This window comes from Streptomyces sp. NPDC044002 (assembly GCF_056434525.1).
In genome coordinates this window covers 1-20,948 of record NZ_JBWKEZ010000105.1, presented here as the reverse complement: position 1 = coordinate 20,948, position 20,948 = coordinate 1, and the positions used below count along the sequence as shown (strand labels likewise).

21 protein-coding genes are annotated in these 20,948 nt (G+C 72.4%); 8 read left to right on the top strand and 13 right to left on the bottom strand.

From position 1 onward, the window contains the following. Nucleotides 1-130: 130 nt before the first annotated feature. From AC07A6_RS39355 to AC07A6_RS39345, 3 genes are all read right to left on the bottom strand, one after another. Nucleotides 131-1,327, bottom strand: a complete 1,197-nt coding sequence (locus tag AC07A6_RS39355; RefSeq protein WP_478780313.1) for a DUF4241 domain-containing protein — start codon at nt 1,325-1,327, stop codon at nt 131-133. Beyond that, the gene (locus AC07A6_RS39350; protein ID WP_478780312.1) at nt 1,320-2,591 is read right to left on the bottom strand and encodes a DUF4241 domain-containing protein; all 1,272 of its coding nucleotides are present in this window, start codon (nt 2,589-2,591) and stop codon (nt 1,320-1,322) included. The genes AC07A6_RS39355 and AC07A6_RS39350 overlap by 8 nt, the downstream gene beginning before the upstream one ends. A 67-nt stretch (nt 2,592-2,658) precedes the next feature. Then, complete coding sequence (locus AC07A6_RS39345; protein WP_478780311.1) at nt 2,659-3,093, bottom strand: ATP-binding protein; 435 nt, start codon at nt 3,091-3,093, stop codon at nt 2,659-2,661. Nucleotides 3,094-3,197: 104 nt separating this feature from the next. Between AC07A6_RS39345 and AC07A6_RS39340 the strand changes: the two genes are divergently transcribed. Together AC07A6_RS39340 and AC07A6_RS39335 are read left to right on the top strand one after the other, a co-directional pair. Next, nucleotides 3,198-4,061, top strand: coding sequence for a helix-turn-helix domain-containing protein (locus AC07A6_RS39340; RefSeq protein WP_478780314.1), 864 nt, complete (start codon nt 3,198-3,200; stop codon nt 4,059-4,061). Beyond that, entirely contained in the window at nt 4,058-4,240 is a 183-nt protein-coding gene (locus tag AC07A6_RS39335) for a DUF397 domain-containing protein (RefSeq protein ID WP_478780310.1), read from the top strand. Before AC07A6_RS39340 ends, AC07A6_RS39335 begins: the two co-directional genes overlap by 4 nt. 51 nt (nt 4,241-4,291) lie before the next feature. On the opposite strand, the gene AC07A6_RS39330 is transcribed toward AC07A6_RS39335, so the two are convergent. The 4 genes from AC07A6_RS39330 to AC07A6_RS39315 all read right to left on the bottom strand — a co-directional run bounded on the left by AC07A6_RS39330 (nt 4,292) and on the right by AC07A6_RS39315 (nt 8,442). After that, nucleotides 4,292-6,097, bottom strand: a complete 1,806-nt coding sequence (locus tag AC07A6_RS39330) for a CocE/NonD family hydrolase (protein WP_478780309.1) — start codon at nt 6,095-6,097, stop codon at nt 4,292-4,294. A gap of 140 nt (nt 6,098-6,237) precedes the next feature. Beyond that, on the bottom strand, nt 6,238-6,576 hold the full coding sequence (locus tag AC07A6_RS39325; protein WP_362466594.1) for a hypothetical protein: 339 nt from the start codon (nt 6,574-6,576) through the stop codon (nt 6,238-6,240). A 53-nt stretch (nt 6,577-6,629) separates the two neighbouring features. Next, nucleotides 6,630-7,715: a serine hydrolase domain-containing protein gene (locus tag AC07A6_RS39320; RefSeq protein WP_478780308.1), complete on the bottom strand. Its 1,086-nt coding sequence runs from the start codon at nt 7,713-7,715 to the stop codon at nt 6,630-6,632. A gap of 61 nt (nt 7,716-7,776) precedes the next feature. Further along, nucleotides 7,777-8,442 carry a DUF4097 family beta strand repeat-containing protein gene (locus AC07A6_RS39315; RefSeq protein ID WP_478780307.1) on the bottom strand — a complete coding sequence of 222 codons (666 nt, stop codon included), beginning with the start codon at nt 8,440-8,442 and terminating at the stop codon, nt 7,777-7,779. Between the two features lie 236 nt (nt 8,443-8,678). Here AC07A6_RS39315 and AC07A6_RS39310 point away from each other — a divergent pair, with 236 nt between their 5' ends. From AC07A6_RS39310 to AC07A6_RS39300, 3 genes are all read left to right on the top strand, one after another. Continuing rightward, a complete protein-coding gene (locus AC07A6_RS39310; protein WP_386271250.1) occupies nt 8,679-9,401 on the top strand; it encodes a GbsR/MarR family transcriptional regulator in 723 nt (240 codons plus the stop codon). 97 nt (nt 9,402-9,498) lie between these two features. Beyond that, nucleotides 9,499-10,155, top strand: a complete 657-nt coding sequence (locus AC07A6_RS39305) for a dihydrofolate reductase family protein (RefSeq protein ID WP_478780306.1) — start codon at nt 9,499-9,501, stop codon at nt 10,153-10,155. Nucleotides 10,156-10,209: 54 nt separating this feature from the next. Next, nucleotides 10,210-10,587 carry a VOC family protein gene (locus tag AC07A6_RS39300; RefSeq protein WP_478780305.1) on the top strand — a complete coding sequence of 126 codons (378 nt, stop codon included), beginning with the start codon at nt 10,210-10,212 and terminating at the stop codon, nt 10,585-10,587. 4 nt (nt 10,588-10,591) lie between these two features. Here AC07A6_RS39300 and AC07A6_RS39295 read toward each other — a convergent pair whose 3' ends face one another. Beyond that, on the bottom strand, nt 10,592-11,152 hold the full coding sequence (locus AC07A6_RS39295; RefSeq protein ID WP_478780304.1) for a hypothetical protein: 561 nt from the start codon (nt 11,150-11,152) through the stop codon (nt 10,592-10,594). A 183-nt stretch (nt 11,153-11,335) separates the two neighbouring features. Here AC07A6_RS39295 and AC07A6_RS39290 point away from each other — a divergent pair, with 183 nt between their 5' ends. Beyond that, a complete protein-coding gene (locus tag AC07A6_RS39290; protein WP_478780303.1) occupies nt 11,336-12,082 on the top strand; it encodes a VOC family protein in 747 nt (248 codons plus the stop codon). Here the strand turns inward: AC07A6_RS39290 and AC07A6_RS39285 are convergent. Beyond that, entirely contained in the window at nt 12,069-12,587 is a 519-nt protein-coding gene (locus AC07A6_RS39285) for a GNAT family N-acetyltransferase (protein WP_478780302.1), read from the bottom strand. The genes AC07A6_RS39290 and AC07A6_RS39285 overlap by 14 nt on opposite strands. A gap of 106 nt (nt 12,588-12,693) precedes the next feature. On the opposite strand from AC07A6_RS39285, the gene AC07A6_RS39280 reads away from it, so the two are divergent. Beyond that, on the top strand, nt 12,694-13,092 hold the full coding sequence (locus AC07A6_RS39280) for a VOC family protein (RefSeq protein ID WP_362466619.1): 399 nt from the start codon (nt 12,694-12,696) through the stop codon (nt 13,090-13,092). Nucleotides 13,093-13,108: 16 nt separating this feature from the next. Here AC07A6_RS39280 and AC07A6_RS39275 read toward each other — a convergent pair whose 3' ends face one another. Together AC07A6_RS39275 and AC07A6_RS39270 are read right to left on the bottom strand one after the other, a co-directional pair. After that, nucleotides 13,109-13,414 (bottom strand): hypothetical protein, encoded by a 306-nt coding sequence (locus AC07A6_RS39275; RefSeq protein WP_362466622.1) that lies wholly within the window; start codon nt 13,412-13,414, stop codon nt 13,109-13,111. 155 nt (nt 13,415-13,569) lie between these two features. Then, the gene (locus AC07A6_RS39270) at nt 13,570-15,165 is read right to left on the bottom strand and encodes an APC family permease (RefSeq protein ID WP_478780301.1); all 1,596 of its coding nucleotides are present in this window, start codon (nt 15,163-15,165) and stop codon (nt 13,570-13,572) included. Between the two features lie 365 nt (nt 15,166-15,530). Here AC07A6_RS39270 and AC07A6_RS39265 point away from each other — a divergent pair, with 365 nt between their 5' ends. Next, the gene (locus AC07A6_RS39265; RefSeq protein ID WP_478780300.1) at nt 15,531-17,369 is read left to right on the top strand and encodes a hypothetical protein; all 1,839 of its coding nucleotides are present in this window, start codon (nt 15,531-15,533) and stop codon (nt 17,367-17,369) included. Nucleotides 17,370-17,430: 61 nt separating this feature from the next. Here the strand turns inward: AC07A6_RS39265 and AC07A6_RS39260 are convergent, their stop codons facing one another. Next, complete coding sequence (locus tag AC07A6_RS39260; protein ID WP_478780299.1) at nt 17,431-18,891, bottom strand: aldehyde dehydrogenase family protein; 1,461 nt, start codon at nt 18,889-18,891, stop codon at nt 17,431-17,433. After that, entirely contained in the window at nt 18,888-20,930 is a 2,043-nt protein-coding gene (locus AC07A6_RS39255) for an N-acyl-D-amino-acid deacylase family protein (protein WP_478780298.1), read from the bottom strand. The genes AC07A6_RS39260 and AC07A6_RS39255 overlap by 4 nt, the downstream gene beginning before the upstream one ends. Between the last annotated feature and the right edge of the window lie 18 nt (nt 20,931-20,948).

The window sequence follows — 20,948 nt, the reverse complement described above, 5'->3', positions numbered from 1 at the left end:
GGGGGGGGGCACGGACAAAAACACCTCAAGAAAAACGGACAGGGAAACCCCCCCCCCCCCCCCGCCCCCCCCGATTTAGTGGTGCGCGCGTCCCCCCCCCCCCCCCCCCGGGGGAGCCCCCCCGGCCCGGTCAGGCTTCGAGGTCGAGCCAGGCCGTCTGCACGGCCACCCGTACGACCTCACCGGACGCCGACCGGCCCACCCACACCGGGTAGACCCCGTCGCCGCCGGTGCAGAACACCGCCAGGTCCGCGCCGAGGCTCCCGCCGTCCAGGTTCATGCCGGCCAGGGAATCGGAGAGCCGGTCGTGCTCCGGTGACCCCTGCCACCGCGCCCGCTCCAGCAGGTCGCACAGGTCCGGCCAGGCCTCGGCGTCGCCGAAGCCACCGCTGGCCGCGTCCGTGCCGAACCCGAAGGCCTCGCCCTCGCGGAGCCGGATCGTGTCGTCACCGGGCCCGAGAGCCATCTCCCAGACCGCCACCGGGTCGTCGCCGATCCGCAGCCGGACGGCCGCCACCTCGTCGTACGGCCCCCAGTGCTCCTCCGCCACCCGGACCAGGGCCGCCTCCATCGGGTACGCGCCCGGCGACACGTCCACCGTGATCCGGGACAGCCCCTCCCCCGTGTCCGGGCAGGCCACCGCCAGCACCCCGCTCGGCACGCGCACGCTCCCGCACGGCACCGGGTCCAGGACCTCCAGCCCGGGGATCTCCGTCCCGGCCCGGAACACCCGGTCGAAGTCGGCGGGCCCGCGCAGCCGCGAAGGCTCCCGCCGCCAGCCGGGCACCTCCGCGTCCGGCAGCGCGCCGACCCACTCCGGGAGCACGTCCGCCACGGGCAGCCCCGCCCAGTCGTCGAAGCCCGGCCGGACCGTCCACAGGTCCACGTCGGCCACCGCCACCTCGGCCTCCAGGGAGTCGCCCCGCATCCCCCCGGGCTGGTGCGAGATCCGGGCCGTGCCGGACGCCGACAGCTCCACCGCCGTGCGGGGGCAGTCCGGGTCGAACTCGGCCGTCCGGGCGTCCGGGAACCGCCGCACGAGCAGCCGCCGCACCAGCAGCCGCCCCGCGTCGTCCCGCAGCCGCAGCTCCGCCTCAACGGTCCGGCGGCCCTGCTCGTCGTACGCCCAGGCGTCGACGGTCCCGGCCCGCCACGCCACCATCCGCACCCCGAGCGGCATCTCACGCCCCGGGGTCCGGTACACCACCGCGTACGGCAGCCCCTCCGCGTCCCGCGCTCGCGCCTCGTCGGGGGTCAGCTCGCGCCCGCCGGTGCGGTGCGCCGTGTGCCAGGACTCCTCGTACGTCACGTACACCGGCTCAGGCATCGGCTCTGACCCCGTCCCGCTCCGGGAGGAGCTCGGGCATCCCCTCGACCAGCACCACGACGCTGACCAGTTCGCCGGCCTCGGACCGCCCCAGCCACACGGGGTAGGTGCCGTCCCCGGTCGTCGCGAAGGCCATCAGCTCGCCGCCGGTGGCCGCGTCCCTGGTGCGGTGCATGAACATCGACCCGTCGGCGAGGTCCTCGTACCCGTCGAGGTCCGGCTCGCCCTTGATCAGCCCCCGCTCGAAGAGCCCCACCAACGCCCCGAACGCCCCGGCGTCGGCGAAGCAGCCCGCCGCCCCGTCGGTGGCGAAGCCGGCTATCTGGTCCTCGATGAACAGCCGGGGGTCGTCGTCCGCGCCGAGGGCCATCTCCCACGACGCGGCGGGGGTCTCGCTGACGAGGACGCGGACGGCGGTGGCGTCCGTGGTTTCGACCTGGGCGTTCCGCCACTCGCAGTGGTAGCTGTAGCCGACCCGCGCCTCGTCGAGCACGTACTCCCCGGGCGGGACGGGCACCGTGATCTCCGGCACGTCCTCGCAGTTGTCCGGACCGGCCACCGCCAGCAGCCCACTGGGCACGCGCAGGGTGCCGACCCGGTGCGGCTCCACGACGGTCTGCACCGGGTGGTACCCGTCGGTGACCCGCACCCCGGGCCGGAACAGCTCCCCGATCGGCCCCGGCCGCGCGGCACGCGGCGCCCGCCAGCACCCGGCGGGCGCCTCTCCGGCGTCCCCGTCGGGGACCTCGGCCGCCTCGAAGACCGGCGGCTCCGTGAACCCGTGCACCTGCGCCGAGAGCAGCGGCCACTCCCCGAAGGCGGGCCGGGCCGTCCAGCGCTGCTCCTCGGTGAGACCCGCCGAGGTGTAGTAACCCCGAGGCTGCTCGATCCGCTGCCCCCTCCCGTCCGGAAGGAGGTCCAAGACGACGCGCGGGCACTTCGGGTCGAACTCCGCCGTCTCCGGGTCCGGGTAGTTCCAGGCGACGGAGTACCGGTGGAAGAGCCGCGCCGGGTCGTCGAGCAGCCGCAGGTCCAGGTCGTGGGTGCGGCGGCCATGGCCGTCGTACGCCCACACCCCGACGTGGTGGTCCCGCCAGGAGACGAGCCGGACCTCCAGCGGCGCCTCCCGGCCCGCCGCCCGGTACACCACCACGTACGGCAGCCCGGCCGCGTCCCGCTCCCGGGCCTCCCCGGCGGACAGCGGCCGCCAGACCGCACGGGACTCCGGGTCCCACGCCTGCGCGTACGCCACCTCGACGACCATGACTGCTCCCTGCCCTTGCGCCCTTGCACGTGCCTGAGCACGGTAGCCGCCCGCTGTGACAGCGCCCCTAGGGGGCCGGGCGGCGGGCCAGCTCCGCCCAGACGGTCTTGCCGATGATCCGGTCCATCACCCCCCAGTCGGTCGCGAGGGCGTCCACGATGCGCAGCCCGTACCCGGACTCCGCCTGGTAGGCGTGGGGCCGCACGGCGGGGCGCCGGTCCCTGCGCGGGTCGGACACCTCCAGGCGGAGCACGCCCTCCAGCAGCGTCATGCGCAGCTCGAAGTCCCGCCCGATGACGCGGCCGTGGGTGACGGCGTTGGAGGCGAGCTCCGCGACGAGGAGCCCGGCGTCGGCGGAGAGCGGGGTCCCTTCGGGGACACCCCAGTCGTGCAGCGAGACGAGGGCCAGCTGCCGGGCGAGGCGGGCGCCGCGGGGGGTGCAGCTGAAACGCTGAGTGAACACGCGTACGAGGGCCTGGGGGTGGCCCGAGGTTGCCGTCATGGCTAGAACGTCCCGTGTGGGCTGGGGAGTTCCCAGCAATGGGACTACTACTGTTGAAGAGTAGTAGTCCAGTGTCTGGACAGGCACAGTCACCGACCGTGAGCATGATTGATCGGGAGGTGACCGTGATGACGGCTGGCGAGGGCAGCAACGGTGACAACCAGGTGGAGCCGGATCCCGACCTGCGGAACTTCGGTGAGGTGCTCAAGGCGTCGCGCAAACGCGCCGGCCTGACTCAGGAGCAGTTCGGCCCAAAGGTCGGCTACTCGGTGCAGTACGTGGCGTCCGTGGAGCAGGGGCGACGGCATCCGTCCGTGAAGTTCGTGAACAAGGCGGAGGAGGTACTGGACGCCTTCGGGGTGATCCAGATCGCGGCGAAACAGCTGACGCGGAGGCGCGGGATCGCGTCGTGGTTCCGGCGGTGGGCGGAGCTGGAGGAGACGGCGGTCGCGCTCAATACGTACGAGTGCAGGGTGGTCCCGGGGCTGCTCCAGACGGAGTCCTACGCGAGGGCCCAGATCCAGAACGTGCCACCGATGCCTACGGCCCAGGAGGCGAACGACCGGATAGCACGACGCATGGAGCGGCAGGAGCTGCTCACCCGGACCCCCTATGCATCCTTCAGCTTCATCATCGAGCAGGGAGTCATCGAGCGGCAGACGGGCGGGCCGGCGGTGAGCCTTGAGCTGATCGACCACCTGCTCGGATGCGCCCGGCTGCCCAACGTGGACGTCCAGATCATGCCGACAATCAGCCCGGAACACTCGGGCACCGACGGCCCCTTCCAGCTCCTCGAAACCCAGGAGAACGAGTGGTGGGGCTACAGCGAGGGACAGAAGACTGGCCGGGTCATCTCCGACCAGAAAGCCGTAAGCGGCCTTCACCAGCGGTATGCCAAACTTCGCATCCAGGCCCTCAATCCCATGGACAGTGCGGGCCTGTTGATGCGATTGCGAGGATCCCTGTGAACAGCTCCCAGCTCCAGTGGTTCAAGAGCAGCTACAGCGGTAGCGAGGGCGACAGCTGCGTCGAGGTCGCCACCTGCGCCGACACCGTCCACGTCCGGGACTCGAAGCTCAGCGCCAGCCCCGAGCTGGCGGTCAGCCCCGCCAGCTGGACCGCGTTCCTCGGCGGCGTCACCGCCTAGGCCCGCGAAGGAGCCCGCCGTGGACCTAGCGGCGGGCTCCTGTGCGGACCGTCAGCCCAGCGGAAGCTCCAGCCTGGCCTCGCTCCCGCTCACCGAGCCGATCGTGGTGGTGGTGAGGGCGGGGAGGTCCGAGCCCGCGTAGGAGTACAGCGGGTCGCGGCTGTTGACCACCAGGGCGAGGCGGTGCCCGACCGGGAGGTCGTAGGAGGCGGCCTGGAGGGACCAGACGAGGGTGGTGTCGGTCTCCGGGGTCAGGCCGGTGGCCGTGTACGGCTCGTGGGTGATGATCCGGGCGGTGCCGTCCGGGGCGACGTCGTACAGGTACGCGATCACGGTGGCGGCACCGACGCTGCTGCGCACGGCCAGCTGCACGGTGGCGGTGCCCCGGATCCGGCGGGCCACCTCACCGGGGCCGTTCAGCGGGTCGGTCGTCCAGACCAGCAGCTGGTCGCGCTCGAACTCGGCGAACTTGTACGTATTGGGGTTGCCGAACCACTCCCGCTGCCCGGCCTTGAGCAGCTCGCCGGCGAGGGAGGAGGTCAGGGCGCCGGCCTCGAAGTCCCGCGACCACCCGGTGGCCGGCTTGTCGGTCAGCGCGCCGTCACCGGTGTCGCCGGCACCGGTGAGGTACCAGGTCTCGCTGCCGGTGGTGGCCTCGTGCCAGGACGCGTGCGGCTCGCGGCGGGCCGGGACGGTGATCAGGTTGGTGCCGCCCGGAATGGCCACCGTCTGGTAGGTGAACATGCTCTGACTGCTCACCGTCGCCCAGTTCGGCACGTCGTTGGCGATGCCGAGCAGGTGGTGGTCCAGCCACTCGTAGGCCTCCCGCGTCGGCACCGCCAGCCCGGGGAAGGGCACGCCGGTCACCAGCCCGGCCAGGCCGGGGCCCTCGGGGGCGCCGTGGTCGCCGATCCACAGGTTCAGCCGCTTCGGCACGGTGAGCCGCTCGAAGAGGTCGAGCACCGGGTTGACCGGGAAGAGCGTCTCGTGCCAGGTGTTCGAGATGAAGGTCGGGATGCCCAGCTCGTTCGTCCGGTCGACGTACTTCTCCGGGGAGCGGTCGGTGCCCCACTCGACCAGCCGGTCGAGGTTCCGGCCGCTCAGGAAGTCCTTGAGGAGCTCCTGGACCTCTTCGTCGAACTTGTCCTCCATCGGGCCGCCGGTGAAGGCGATCAGCGCCCGCACGGCCTCCAGGTGCCGGGTGTCGTTGTTGTACAGGCTGGTGGCGAGGTTCCCCCAGGTGCTCAGCGCGGCCACGGCGTCGACCCGGCCGGTCGGGTCGTGCGCGGCGACCAGCTGGCTGATCCCGGAGCCGTAGGACTCGCCGAGGAAGCCGATCCGGCTGGGTTCGAGGGTCTGCTGCGCGTGGTCGATCACGGACGAGCCGTCGGCCCAGTCGTTGGGACCGGCCACGTCGACGAAGCCCTCGGAGGTCGACACCCAGCCCTCGATGCCGATGCCGCGCGGGGAGTAGGCGAGCACGTGGTAGCCGCGCTGCGCCAGCTTGAGGTAGGCGTACATGAAGGGCAGCCAGCCGTACGGGTTCCAGCCGGCGGGCACGATCACCACCGGGTGCGGGGCGGCGTCGTTCAGCCTGATGCTGAAGGACGACAGCTGGAAGCCGTCGTGCGTGGTGATGCGGGGGAGCGTGATCGTGGCGATCCGCTGCACCTCGGCCACCAGCTCCGACAGCTCCGGCGGGAGTTCGAGGCCCTCCTCGCCCTGGAGGGAGGCGAGCAGCGCCCTGGACACGTCGACGACGGCCTGGCTGACGCTGTGGCCCGGGCCCCAGATGCCGTTGGTGGCGATGTCGGTGAGGGTCGCTTCGGTTACGGAAGGAGTCTGGTCACTGGTCATTCGGAACCACCTTCTCTATGAACGAATGCCGATCGATCGGCATCTTGATCAGATCGGTGGCCGCCAAACTGACGCGCCGTCAACGTTCACCCGAAGCAGCGATGTTTCCGTGAAGGCCCCTCCCGGGCCCCTCGCCTGGGCTAGGGCGGCGGGATCGGGCCCGGCGCCGCCACGCCGGGCGCCGGACGCCAGAAGCGCCCGTCAGGCAGGGCCTGACGGGCGCCGAGGAAGTAGTCGGCATCGCGCTGGAACCGGACACCCGGCACGGCGCTGCGTACGTGCGCCCAGATGCTCGGCGCCACGCGGTATTCGCCGCTCACCATCCAGGGGTCGTCCCCCAGCACGAAGAGGTGCCGGATCTTGAGGAACTGGTCCCGGGTGAGGGACACGGACTCGACTATCTCTTCGTCCGCGTCACCGAATCCGGTCAGGTCCCAGACGAGGTTGTACCCGTCCGCGAATGGATAGTCGCTGCTCATCCGGATCAAGCTAGGCGGCCCCTGAGGGCCGCCGCACCTGCTTTTCCCGGCGCTCAGGCGCCGAACACCGCGTCGATGAGCGTGCCCTGGACCTTGGTGAAGGCCTCCGCCGTCTTCATGAGGTCGAGCCGGGCGTCGCTGGAGGTGAGCGAGGCGGTCAGCGTCGTCTTTCCGTCCGGCGAGCTGTACATCAGGGCGCCCCAGCCCCAGAAGCCGCCGTTGTGGGTGTAGAGGGTGCCGTGCTCGGTCTCCTGGACGATCAGGCCGAGGCCGTAGGCGAACTTGGTGTGCGGGTCGCGCATCTGGCCGAGGAGTTCGGCGGGCAGGAGCTCGCCGCTCATCAGGGCGGAGAAGAAGGTGTGCAGGTCCTTGGTGGTGGAGATCATGTCGCCGGCGGCGGAGATCCAGGAGGGGTTGGCGCGGGTGACGTCGGTCGTCTTCCACTCCTCGCCGTCCTGGTAGGTGTAGTAGCCGTGGGCGTGCGGCTCGGCGATCTCGGGCGAGGCCTCGGGGAGGAAGGTGCCGGTCAGGCCCAGCGGGGTCAGGATCCGCGCCTGCATCTCCTCGGCGAAGGGGCGGCCGGCGACCTTCTCGACCAGGAGCCGCAGGAGGACGTAGTTGGTGTTGGCGTAGCTCCAGTCCGTGCCCGGCTCGAAGCGGGCGGGCTTGGCGAGGGCGAAGCGGACGAGTTCCTCCGGCCGGTAGGTGTGGAGGAGCTTGTCCACCCATTCCTGGCCCTGCCAGTCGATGCCCGGGGCGATGGTGCCGTCCTCGTAGTACTCGCCGGTGAAGTTGAAGAGGCCGCTGGTGTGCTGGAGGAGCATCCGGACGGTGATGCGGCGGTCGAGCCCGTACTCGGGGAGGTGGTCGTCGACCGTGCCGTCGAGGGATATCCGCCCGTCGGCGACCAGCTGGAGGACGAGGGTCGCGGTGAAGGTCTTGGTGTTGCTGCCGATCCGGAAGTGGCCGTCGGCCTGCGGGGCGGCGCTCTCGCCGAGCTTGCGTACGCCGGCTGCGCCGGTCCATTCGCCCCGCTCGTCGTTCACCCGCACCAGGACCCCGGCCCAGGCCTCGGCCGCGGCGATCTCCTCGATGGCCTTCTGCAGTTCCGGACGGTCGTTGTTCGGCGTGACGGACATGGTGGCGTGCTCCTTCGGGTGGGTGTGCGTGGCTGCGGGGTGTGTGTGCGGGCGGGCGGGGTCAGACGGTGCGGGCGGTGATGTCGCCGGCGGCGGTGGTGGCGTGGATGGTGAGGGTGTTCTCGCCGCCCGCGTTCTGGAGGCCGTTGCTGATGCGGCCGTAGGAGGTGCCGGCGTCGAGGGTGGCGGAGGTGCCGCGGGCGGCGCCGACGGTGATGTCGCCGTGCTCGGTGCGCAGGGTGACGGTGCCGGTGGTGGCCTCACCGATCGTCAGGTTGCCCTTCTGGGTGCGGATGTCGGCGGAGCCGGTGAGGCGGCCGACGGTGATGTCGCCGGCGGCGAGGGCGAGGCGGACGCGGGCGGCCTCGTCGAGCTTGACGGTGCCGTGGGCGCTCTCCAGGGAGACGTCGCCGAGGCGGCCGGTGGTGGCGAACTCGGCCGAGGCCGTCTTCGCCTCGACGCCGGACCCGGCGGGCAGCTGGACGGTGACACTGACGGAGCCGGAGGCGCCGAACGCCTCGTTCTTGTGCGGGGTGTTGATGTACAGGACGCCGTCCCGGAGCTCGACGGTGGTCTCCTCTGCGGCCTTCACGTCGCGGCTCTTGCCGGCGTTGGCCGGGAGGACCTCGACGGTGGTGTCGGCGCGGTCGGTGGCGATGAAGCGGATGGCGCCGGCGGGGACGTCGAGGATGGTGGTGATCGCGGTGGTGGTGGCGAAGTTCTGCATGGTTTCTCTTCCTTCGGGCTTGTGTAGCTCGCTGTTTCCGATGACCTGAACGCTACGTCGCGTTCACATGTCGAGCAACAACTTCGTTGCGAAGAATGCACATAACCCCAGGTCAGACCCATAAGATCGTTGCACCACGCCTAAATCTAACGCAACGACAGCTCCGAATCCGTTGCAACAGATCGGATTTGAACGCTACGCTGGGGCCGTAGACGGCAACACGAAGGAGACCGCACATGCCGGGAGGCAGGCTCACCCCGCAGGAACGCCAGCAGATCGCCCTGGGAGTGGCCGACGGCCTCGCCTACGCGGAGATCGCCAGGCGCCTCGACCGCCCCACCTCGACGGTCACCCGCGAGGTCATGCGCAACGGCGGCCCCGCCGGCTACCGCGCCGACCTCGCCCAGCGCGCCACGGAACACCGCACCCACCGCCGCAAGCAGGCCGCGCCCCGCGGCCCCCAGGCACCCGCGCCCGCGCACGGACGCGACCCGGAGGCGGTGGCCGAGTACGAGGAGATGTTCGCGACCGTCCTGATCCAGTCGGGCCTGCCCAAGATGACGGCCAAGGTCCTCGTCGCCCTCTACATAGCCGACTCCGGCACCCTCACCGCGTCCGAACTCGTCCAGCGCCTCCAGGTGAGCCCCGGCTCGATCTCCAAGGCGGTCGCGCTGCTCGAAGGCCAGGGCCTCATCCGCCGGGAACGCGACGAACGCCGCCGCGAGCGCTACATCGTCGACGACGACGTCTGGTACGAGTCGATGCTGGCCAGCGCCCGCTCCACCGCCCTGCTCGCCGAAACCGCGCGCAAGGGGGTCAGCGTCCTCGGCCGCAACACCCCGGCCGCCACCCGCCTGGAGAACATCGGCCGCTTCGTCGACTTCGTCTCCGAGAGCATCGTCCGCGCCGCCGACCAGGCCCGCGAAATCCTCCACACCAAGCCGGAGCAGACCCCGTAGAAGGAAAACCAGCGTGTCGGCGGGCGATGAGTTCCGCCGACGCGTGCAGTCTCAATCCTCGTCCGCACACGGAGTACCACCGAGGAGGAGACAGACCATGGCACGGCAGCAGCTGCTGAGGGTGCAGAACTTCAACGTCTCGCAGGACGGGTTCGGCGCCGGCGAGAACCAGAGCCTGGAACGGCCCTTCGGCGACGCCGACCCCGGCACCATGTTCGCCTGGGCCGGCGCCACCGCCGGGTGGCCCAACCGCACCGACCCCGGCGGCAGCCGCGGCCTCGACGACTACTTCACCCGGGACTTCCACAACAACATCGGCGCCGAGATCATGGGCCGCAACAAGTTCGGCCCCCAGCGGGGCCCCTGGCAGGACCACGAGTGGCAGGGCTGGTGGGGCGACGAACCGCCCTTCCACACCCCCGTCTTCGTGATGACCCACCACGAGCGGCCCTCGTTCACCCTCTCCGACACCACCTTCCACTTCACCGGCGCCGACCCGGCCACCGTCCTCGCACAGGCGAAGGAAGCCGCGGACGGCAAGGACGTACGCCTCGGCGGCGGAGCCACCACCATCCGCGAGTTCCTCGACGCCGACCTCGTCGACACCCTCCACGTGGCCGTCTCCCCCGGCATCGAGATCGGCTCCGGGGCACGGCTGTGGAAGTCACCGGACGAACTCCTCGACCGCTTCCACCTGGACGTCGTCCCCAGCCCGGGCGGCAGCGTCATCCACCACCTGTTCTGGCGGAAGTGACGTCCGCGCGCATATCTGATGGACAGGGGCCGGAGCCTGATCGATAGTGCCGCCATGGCATCTCTAGTGCGACACGCGACCTTCGACTGCTCCGACCCCTACGCCCTGGCGCAGTTCTGGATCGCCGCCCTCGACGGCAAGCTCGGCGACGGCGACCAGCCCGGCGACGACGAGGTACTGGTCGAGACGGCGGGCGCCGGCCTGCTGTTCATCCGCGTCCCCGAGGGCAAGAGCGTGAAGAACCGGATCCACCTCGACGTCCAGCCGCAGGACCGCACCCGCGACGAGGAAGTGGAACGCCTGGCCGCCCTCGGCGCCGCCATCACCGGCGACCACCGCAACCCGGACGGCACGGGCTGGGTCACCATGACGGACCCGGCGGGCAACGAGTTCTGCGTGGAACGCAGCGCCGCCGAACGGGCCGGGGCCTGACCCGTCACGGATTGGGGTCCGGCGCCTCCCCGACGACCTCCGCGGTGACGGCCCCGACCGTGCCGTCGGCGGCGACGGCGGCCCGCACGAGCACCGGCCGGACCGGGTGCGGCGGGAGGACCGGATTCGGCGGCAGGACCGGGTCCGGCGGATAGAACTTGAGGAAGCGGGGCGTGACTTCGACCGGGGTGACCGGGTTGGGGGGCAGGGCGCGCAGGGCGATGTCGGTACCGGCGAAGCGGTAGCGGGCGCCTGTGTCCTCACCGATGCCGGTGGTGCCGATGAGGGTGCTGGTGATCTGCGCGGTGCCCCCGACGCCGGCGGTGGTCCGGGTGACGACCCGGACGCGGATGCTGCCGGTGAGGTGGATCGGCTCGGCACCGTCCTCCTCGAAGGTGCCGTCCAGCGGGAGCTGGACGATGCGGCTGTGGACGACGGCCAGCCGGGCCGCCGGCGCGGTTGTCGTCGCGGCCGCCGTCGCGGGTGCGGTCAGGCACAGCGCGGCGGCGACGAGGCCGATCGGTACGGTGGCGCGCGCGAGGCGACCGGAACCGGGACCGGGCATGGGTGCTCCCTCATCTCTGGCCGGGACCACCCTGTGCCTCCCCGTCCCGCCGGGAGCTCCATCCTGCGCACCGCCCGGGAGCGGTGTCGCGCCGGACGACACCTACGGGTGCCGCCGGGCACCCGGGTGGGCGAAGGGGGCTCGGGGCGGCCCTGACCGGCGGCAACTCCTAGGATCTGCCGCATGACGACGAGACTCGTGCAGATCAACATGAAGGCCCACGACGACTCCGCGCTCGGCCGGTTCTGGGCGGAGGCCCTCGGCTGGGGCATCGACAGCGAGGGACCCGGCGTCACCAACCTCGAACCCGTCGGATTCACCTACCCCGACCCCGCGTTCGTCTACGTCGACATCATCGCCCGCCCGGAACCCAAGACGGTCAAGAACCGGGTGCACCTCGACCTGGCCACCACCTCGGCCGCCCACCAGGCGGAACTGGTCGCCCGCCTGAAGGAACTCGGTGCGACGCTCGCCGACGTGGGCCAGGGCGACGTCCCCTGGACGGTCATGGCCGACCCGGAGGGCAACGAGTTCTGCGTCCTGGAGCCCCGCGAGGTCTACGGGGACACCGGGCCGATCGCCGCGGTGGTGGTCGACTGCGCCGACCCCCGGGAAATGGCCCGCTTCTGGAGCCGGGCGACGGACTGGACGGTGCACGAGGCCAACGACACCCAGGCGACCCTGCGTTCCGCCAAGGGCGTGGGCCCCTACCTGGAGTTCATCCGCACCCCCGACCCCAAGAGCGGGTGGAACCGCGTCCACATCGACGTCGCCCCCTACAAGGGCGACGACCTGGAGGCGGAGGCCGCACGCCTGCGCGAGCTGGGCGCCCGGGGCGCCACCGACGCCGGCTTCGACCCGGCCGCGATCCACTGGAAGGTCCTGACGGACCCCGAGGGCAACGAGTTCTGCCTGCTCACCCCCCGCTGACCGGGTCCCGGCCCCACGCCCGCTCCCACCGGACCTCGCCGTCCAGCCACCGGCCGGTGGGGGCGAGGCCGGCTGCGGCGGCGACGGCCGCCGACGCCGCGTGGTCGGGGTGGACGTGCGCGACGACCTCCCCCACCCCCTGCGCCCGCAACCAGCCGACGAGCCCCCCGGCCGCCTCGGCGGCAATCCCCCGGCCCTGCCAGGGCGTTCCCACCACCCAGGACACCTCGGCGCTGCCGCCCCCGACGGTCGCCTGAACGGTCCCGACCAGGCACCCCTCCGCACGCAGCCGCACCACCCAGTTGCACCAGGCAACGGCCGGATCCGGCGACCCGGCACCCCACCGCACGTAACGGGCACGCAGCTCCTCGACGGTCTCGGGCTCACCGCCGATGAAGACGTGCAGGGCGGGATCCCCCAGCACGAGGGCCATCTCCTCGGCGTCCTCGACCCGCAGGGGCACGAGGTCCAGCCGGCCGGTACGTACGTTCTCGGGCTTGATCACCCGCCGATTATGCGCGGGGTACCGGGGGCGGCAGCCCCTGGGCCCGGATCAGGTGGGGTCGGGGGGAGACGGCGGGCCCCCACCAGAGGGCAACTACGCTCCCCCCATGATCAATTCACAGACCCACATCCGTGTTGCCCGGCCGTCCCGGGATCTGGGGGCCGCCGAGCGGTTCTACGTCGACGGGCTCGGGCTCGACGTCGTGTGGCGGAGCACGGAGCGCGTGCCCGGGGAGCACGACCTGCTGATGGTCGGGCCGGCCGGGGGCGGGTGGCACTTCGAGCTGACGCTCGACCCCGACAACCCGATCGCGCCCTCCCCCACCGTGGACGACCTGTTCGTCGTCTACCTCGGCGAGGCCCCCGACGAGGAGCTCGTGCGCCGGCTCACCGAGTGCGGCGGGACGCGGGTCCCCTCGCACAACCCGTACTGGGACGAGTACGGCGTCACGTTCGAGGACCCCGACGGCTACCGGCTCGTGCTCTGCTCCCGCACCTGGGGCTGAGCGTCCGCCACTCGGGTTAGCCCTTCACCTTCGGGGCGTCCGGGACGCCGGCGTCCAGGGCGCCGCCGGCGCCCGCGAGGGAGCTGTTGGTGGAGTTGGCCGCGCTGCCGACGGCCGCGCCGGTGATGGCCACGGCGGTGCGGGTGTCGTCCACGGCCTGGCCGGGGTGGTTGACGATGCCGACGACGCGCTTGACCGGGGGCTGCCCGCCGAGGCTGGCTCCCTCGCCCCCTTCGGCGGCGTGGGCGGTGAGGGGTGTGAGTGCGAGTGCGGCTCCGCCGGTGAGGGCGAGGGCGGTGAGGGTGCGCTTCATTGCCTTCATGCCCCGCCCAACGACCTCCCCGCGTCCCGGGTCACCGCCTGCCCCCGCCGTTCCGCGCATCGGATGACCCGGGTCCGCGTACGCCGACGGCCCCGGACCGGGGGATCGGTCCGGGGCCGCGGGTCATGACACGGCGGGCACAGGGGGGTGGGCGGTCAGTCCTCGACCACCAGCGCCGGGGTGGACTTCGTCAGGACCTCGCCGCGGAAGAAGGCGGGGCTGCGGCGGCCGGTGACGAACATGACGACCAGGCCGAGGGCGAGCAGGCCGACGCCGATGACGAAGACGCTGCCGACGCCGAGGACGTCGGACCCGGAGCCGTAGGAGGGGTCCCAGGCGTCCGTCAGGGTCTTGAAGAAGACCGCGGCGAGCAGCAGGCCGCCCAGGACCGGGAAGACGCCCTTGAAGAACAGGTCGCGGGCGGACCGGCGCAGGTCGCCGCGGAAGTACCAGGCGCAGGCGAAGGCGGTCAGCGAGTAGTAGAAGCAGATCATCAGGCCGAGCGCGAAGATCGTGTCGGTGAGGACGTTCTCGCTGACCAGGGTCATCACCGTGTAGAAGGCGCCGGTCGCGATGCCCGCCATGACGGTGGCGCGGCCGGGGGTCTTGAACTTGGGGTGGACCTTGGCGTACGAGGGCGGCAGGGCCTCGTAGGTGGACATGGCCAGCACGGTGCGCGCCACCGGGATGAAGGTGGTCTGCAGGGAGGCGGCGGCGGAGGCCAGGACCGCGACGAAGAGCAGGATGCCGAGGGCGGGACCCATGACGGGGCCGGCGAGGGCGGCGAAGACGTTGCCGGAGGTCTCGGCGTTGCCGAGGCCGAGGCCTTCGGTGCCGGAGCCGACGGCCATCTGGGCGGCGATGCCGGTGGCCAGGTAGGAGCCGACGAGGACGATCATGGCGATGAGGGAGGCGCGGCCGGGGGTCTTGGCGGAGCCGGTGGTCTCCTCGTTGGTGGCCAGGCAGGCGTCCCAGCCCCAGTACATGAAGATCGAGAGGGAGAGTCCGGCGGTGAAGGCGCCCATGGACTCGACCGCGAAGGGGTTCATCCACTCCCAGGAGAAGTACATGCCGGTGTCGAAGGTGCCGGCGGAGGCCTTCTGGAGGGCCATGGCGACGAAGACCGCGAGGACGACGAGCTGGAGGCCGACGAGGGTGTACTGGACGCCCTTGGTGGCGGTCATGCCGCGGTAGCTGATGGCGGTCGCGACGGCGATCAGCGTCAGGCAGGTGGCGATGTGGGCGAGCTTGTTGTCGTCGAGGGCGGCGATCGACGGGTTGCCGGTGATCTCGCCGGCCAGCAGCCAGAAGTACGAGGTGGCGACGCCCGCGAGGTTCGACAGCACGATGATCGTGGCGATGACCAGGCCCCAGCCGCACATCCAGCCGATCCGCGGGCCGAAGGCCTTGACGGTCCAGGTGAACGAGGTGCCGCAGTCCGGCACGGCCTTGTTGAGCTCGCGGTAGGCGAAGGCCACCAGGAGCATCGGGATGAAGCCGGCCAGGAAGACCGCCGGCATCTGGACCCCGACCTCGCCGGCGGTGGAGCCGAGGGTGGAGGTCAGGCAGTAGACGGGGGCGACGGTGGAGATGCCGATGACGGCGCTGCCCAGGAGGCCCACGGAGCCCTTGCCGAGGCCCTTGCCCCGGACGTTGCCCTCGTTCCCGGTCCCGGTCGTGTTCCCGGCGCCGCCCTCGGCGACGCCGCTTACCGTGTCTCCGACCGGAGGCCGCATGTCCAGCTGTGTCATGGGTCAGGACGGTAGATGCTGCGGTTTCCTGATCCGGAAGACTTAAGTCCAGTAATCCACAAGCCTAAATTCCTTGGATTACGAAGATCGAATCCGTTCACGAACTCGCAATACAAGGTTCACTGAGGCGACCATCCACGGTTCGCGAGGCACCGAGACAAGGGTTCCGGAATGCGGAAACCGCAGGAGTGCCCCATATGTCCGTTTCAAAACTTTCCCGTGCCAATTTTCGGAGCCCCCGGAATCCGCCCCAGACCCCCGAACGCCCCTTAAACGACTGCGCCGCGTGAAAACCACTGGACGGCCCGTGACCACCCCTGACAGGCTCCCGGCATGACCTACGGAATCGAGTCCCACCCCGCCCGGTGAGCGCCCGCGACGAGCGGACGCCGCTCATCCCCGGAGCCTCCCTGTACGACTACGTCCTGTTCCGCCGGGGCGTCGACCCCGCCGCACCCGTCCCGCCCCGCGGCTACCCGGTCCCCGACGGGCCCGACGGCCCGGCGGATCCACCGCCCGCCCCGCCCGCCCGGCCCCGGCTCGCCTGGGACCGGACGCAGCGGGAAGTCACCGCCGCCCTCGCCGGCCCGCTGGCCGACCCGGACCCCGTCCGGGCCGCCGAGGCAGTCCACCGCGCCACCGGCCTGCTCCGGCTGCCGGACCGCACCGTCCGCGCGGTGGCCACCCGGATGCCGCTGGACGACGAGACCGCCGCCCGGGCCACCGCCCGCCTGCTGACCCGGACCGGCACCTCCCTCGGCGCCGTCGGCGTCGGCGTCGCCCTCCTGATCCGCCTCGGGGAGCCCGAGGACGTGCCCTGCCTCAAGGCCCTCGGGCTGCTCCGCGGACTGGCCCGGCCGGCCGCGGCCGCCCTCGACCCCCTCGACCGGCAGGCGGCCGCCCTGCTCCTGCTGACCTGCACCGACCGCGACCGGACCCTGACCCGGCTGATCGACGCGGCCGGGGCGGGCTCCCACGACGACGCCGAAGGCGGCAACCGCTCCGTCCGGGACGCCCTCGTCGCCCTCGTCACCGCACCCGACTGGATCACCACCGTCCACTGGCAGGCCCGCCGGGTCGCCGAGGCCGCCCGGCTCGACGCCCTCCTGCGCGCCCACCCGGACGACGCCGCGCTCGTCACCGCCGCCGGACGGCTGCTGCACGCCATGGCCGCCCAGCACAACACCCGCGCCGACCTCCTCGACTACGGCCCGGCCGCGGAGGCGTACCGCACCGTGGCCCGGCGGGCGGGCCTGCCCGGCCCGGCCCTCGACCACCAGGCGCTCCTGCTCTCCCTCGCCCAGGACCTGCACAGCGGCGCGGGCGCACTGCTCGACTGGCCGCCCGGCGAACGGGAGGCCCTGCTCGACCTCCTCCGACGGCACCTGGGCACCGAACCCCCGCCCGGACCCCACGACCGGCGCGCCGCCTGGCTCGCCCGCAACCGCACCCGCCCCTTCCGGCACCCCGCACCGCACCCGCCCCTGCGCATCGAGGTGGTCGCGGGCGACCCCGACGGCCACCCCACCGTCGAGACGCGGATCCTGATCGACGGCCGGCCCCTCGTACGGGCCCTCTTCGGCAACGGCCCGGCCCACCCGCCCGAGCACCTCCTCGACACCGGCGACCTCCTCCCCGGCCCCGAACCCCGCGAGGTGCAGCTCGCCGAGGCGGACTGCACCGAGGGCTGCTGCGGCGCCCTCCACGTCACCGTCCGCCGCGACGGCGACGAGGTCGTCTGGGACGGCTGGCGCGGGGCGGCCGGCCCGCCCCCGCCGCAGCTCCGCTTCGACGCGGCCGCCTACGGGGCCGAGGTCCGGCGCGCCCAGGACGACGAGTCCTGGGCCTGGCCGGCCCGGCGCACCGCCCGGCGGATCACCGCGGCCCTGCGGCAGCGGCCGCAGCTGCGCACCCGCTGGGAACTCGGGTGGATCCGGGCCGCCACGGACTGGCAGGACCCGGACACCGTGAACGTGCACTTCGGCCACCGGCCCGCCCCGGCCACCCCGCCGGAACCGGGCGAGGACCCCGGCCCGGGCCTGATCTTCGAATGGCAGCTGCCCGACGACGGCCGCCCGCCCGAGGTGCAGGCCGCGGCGGCGGTGGAACGCCTGGAGAGCGCCGACCCGAAGACGTACGCCGGCGTGATCGGCGGAAGCCGGGAGCTCGCCGAGTCCCTCGGCTACGCCTGGCCGCAGCCGTAAGAAGGGGGAGGGCCCCAGGGCGGTGGTGTCCGCCCCGGGGCCCTCCCCCTTCTCCCCACCCTCAGGTCGTCCAGACCAGCGACTGCACCTCGCTGTACGCGTGCAGCGCGTACGAGCCCACGTCCCGCCCGACCCCCGACCGCTTGAACCCGCCGAACGGGGCCTCCATGTTCCGGCCGATCGTGTTGACCCCCACCCCGCCCGACCGCAGCCGGCGCGCCACCCGGAAGGCACGGGCCGAGTCCCCGGACCACACGTAGCTGATCAGCCCGAAGTCGCTGTCGTTCGCCAGCCGGACCGCCTCCTCCTCGTCCCCCTCGAACGGGACCACGACCACCACCGGGCCGAAGATCTCCTCCCGCACCACCCGCATGTCGTTCGTGCAGTCCACCAGCAGCGTCGGCGCCACGTAGAAGCCCCGGCCGTCGCCGACCACCGGGCGCTCGCCGCCGTACGCGATCCTCGCGCCCTCCTTGCGGCCCAGCTCCACGTACGACTCCACCCGGTCGCGGTGCGCGGCCGAGATCACCGGGCCGACGACCGTGCCCCGCTCACCCGGGTCGCCGACCTTCATGAAGGCCAGGTAGCCCCGCAGCTTCTCCACCAGCGGCTCGTACACCGACCGGTGGACGATCACCCGGGTGGGGGCGGTGCAGATCTGGCCGCTGTAGAAGGAGAAGGTCGTGCCGATCCCCATCACCGCCGCGTCCAGGTCCGCGTCCTCGAACACGATCGCCGCGCCCTTGCCGCCCAGCTCCATCAGCTGCCGCTTCATGGACCGCCCGCACACCTCGGCGATGCGCTGCCCGACGCCCGTGGAGCCGGTGAAGGACACCATGTCCACGTACGGGGAGTCCACCGCCGCCTCGCCGACCTCCACCGAGGCACCGGAGACCACGTTCACCACCCCGGCCGGCACACCCGCCTCGTGCAGCGCCTCGGCCATCCGGAACACCGACAGCGGGTCCTGCGGGGCCGGCTTCACCACCACCGTGTTGCCCATGGCGAGCGCCGGGGCCACCTTGCCGGCCGGGTTCGCCCACGGGTTGTTGTACGAGGTGACGCAGGTGACCACGCCGACCGGCTGGCGGACCTCCAGCGCGCCCAGGACGGACGCCTTCCCCATCGGGCCGGCCTCGGTGACCTGCGGCGGGAGCCCCTTCTCCACCGGCTCCAGGGCGCCCTTCGCGTACCGCCGGAAGCGGGACACGCCGACGCCGACCTGCATCCCGCGGGCGATGCCCGTCGGCGCGCCCGTCTCGGCCTGCGCGAGGGCCACCCACGGTTCGAACTCCCGCTGGATGACGTCCGCGGCCCGGTCGAGGACGGCCGCGCGCTCCTCCGGGGACGTACGGGACCACGCGCCGAAGGCCTCGGCGGCGGCCCGGCACGCCTCCTCGACCTGGGCGCGGGAGGCCTCGGGGGCCAGGCCGACGACGGACTCGTCGGCCGGGTTCACCACCTCGTAGTGGCCGCCGTCGGGCTCGACCCACTCGCCGCCGATGTAGAGGCGTGCCGTCATCGCGTGCTCACCGTCCTCGTGTCGCGGCCGGAGCGGAGCACGAGGCCCGGCACCGCGCCGGTCACCTCGTCGTCGCGGATCGTCTCGACGCCGTTGACGCGTACGGAGACCACCCCGATCGCCCGCGCGTCCAGCCGGGGGCTGTCGCCGGGCAGGTCGTGGACCAGGGTCGCCGGGCCCGCGTCGATGCGCTCGGGGTCGAAGAGGACCAGGTCGGCGTGGAAGCCCTCGGCGATCCGGCCGCGCTCGCGCAGCCCGAACAGCCGGGCCGGGTCGTCGGTGAGCATCCGTACCGCCTGCTCCAGCGGGACGAGCCGGCGGCCGCGCAGGCAGTCGCCGAGGAACCGGGTCGTGTACGGGGCCCCGCACATCCGGTCCAGGTGCGCGCCGGCGTCGGAACCGCCGAGCATGACGTCCTCGTGCTGCCAGGTCTCGGCGCGCAGCGCCCAGGTGGCGGGGTCGTTGTCGGTGGGCATGGGCCACAGGACGGTGCGCAGGTCGTCGTTGGCGCAGATCTCGACGAGGCAGTGGAAGGCGTCCTGGCCGCGTTCGGCGGCGATGTCGTCGACGACGCGGCCGCTGAGCCCCTCGTTCTCCTTGCTGTAGGTGTCGCCGATGACGTAGCGGCCGAAGTTCGCGAGGCGGCGGAAGATCCCGGCCTCCTTGCTGTCGGCGCGGCGCAGCATCTCGGCACGCACGCCCGCGTCGCGGAGCTTCGCGATCCGCTCGGGGACGGGGAGGGCGAGGACCTCGCCCCAGCCGGGGATCAGGTTGAGGGCGCAGAACGTGCCGAGGGACATGTTCATGGGGGTGAGGATCGGCATGGTCAGCGCGACGATCCGGCCGCCGGACTTGCGGGCGCGTTCGCTGGGGACGAGCTGGCGGGGGACGCGTTCGGGGACGGCCGCGTCGATGGTGAGCACGTTCCAGTTGAGGGGGCGGCCGGCGGCGGCGCTCATCTCGACGAAGAGGTCGATCTCTTCGTCGGAGAACTGGTCGAGGCAGCCGGCGACGATGGCTTCGAGCTGGGTGCCCTCGTGTTCGCCGACGGCGCGGGACAGCGCGAGGAGCTCGGCGGGCTTCGCGTGGCGGGAGGCGACGGGGGCGCCGGCGCCGTCGGAGTGGGTGGAGGACTGGGTGGTGGACAGCCCCCAGGCCCCGGCGTCCATGGCCTCGTGGAGGAGCTCCAGCATCTGCTCCAGCTGGGCGGGGGTGGGCTGCCCGCCGACGGCGTCCTCGCCCATGACGTGCCGGCGCAGGGCGCAGTGGCCGACCATGAACCCGGCGTTGACGGCGATGCGGCCTTCGAGGGCGTCGAGGTACTCGCCGAAGGTGGACCAGGACCAGTCGACGCCCTCTTCGAGGGCGGCGAGGGCCATGCCCTCGACCTTGCTCATCATGCGGCGGGTGTAGTCGGCGTCCTCGGGGCGGCCGGGGTTGAGGGGCGCGAGGGTGAAACCGCAGTTGCCGCCGGCGACGGTGGTGACGCCGTGGTTCATGGAGGGGGTGGCGTAGGGGTCCCAGAAGAGCTGGGCGTCGTAGTGGGTGTGCGGGTCGATGAAGCCGGGGGTGAGGACGAGGCCGGTGGCGTCCTCGGTCGTCCGGGCCGGCTGCGCCGGGCCGCCCGGCTCGGCGATGACGGCTATGCGGCCGTCCTTGATCCCGATGTCCGCGGTGTACGCCGGGGCGCCGGTGCCGTCGACGACGGTCGCTCCGCGGATGAGGTGGTCGAGCATGCGGGTCCCCTCCTGGGTGGTTCGGTGGCCTTGCCGTTGCCCTGGCCGGGCGTGTCCGTGTCCCGCGACGGGGTGGTCCCCGTGCCCCTGCCCTGGCCGGGCCTGTCCGTGTCCCCTGCCGCTCTCCCGGGCGGGGCCGTGCCGAGCCGGGCCGTGCCGTGCCGGGCGGGGCCGTGGCCCTGCGGGGCTGTCCCCTACCCGCCCTTCAACCGTTCTCGCCTCAGACGCCGGCGGGGCTGGAAGGGCCCCGGGCTGCGCCCGGACCCCTTCTGGGGGCTCCGCCCCCAGACCCCCGCGCCTCAAACGCCGGCGGGGCTATAC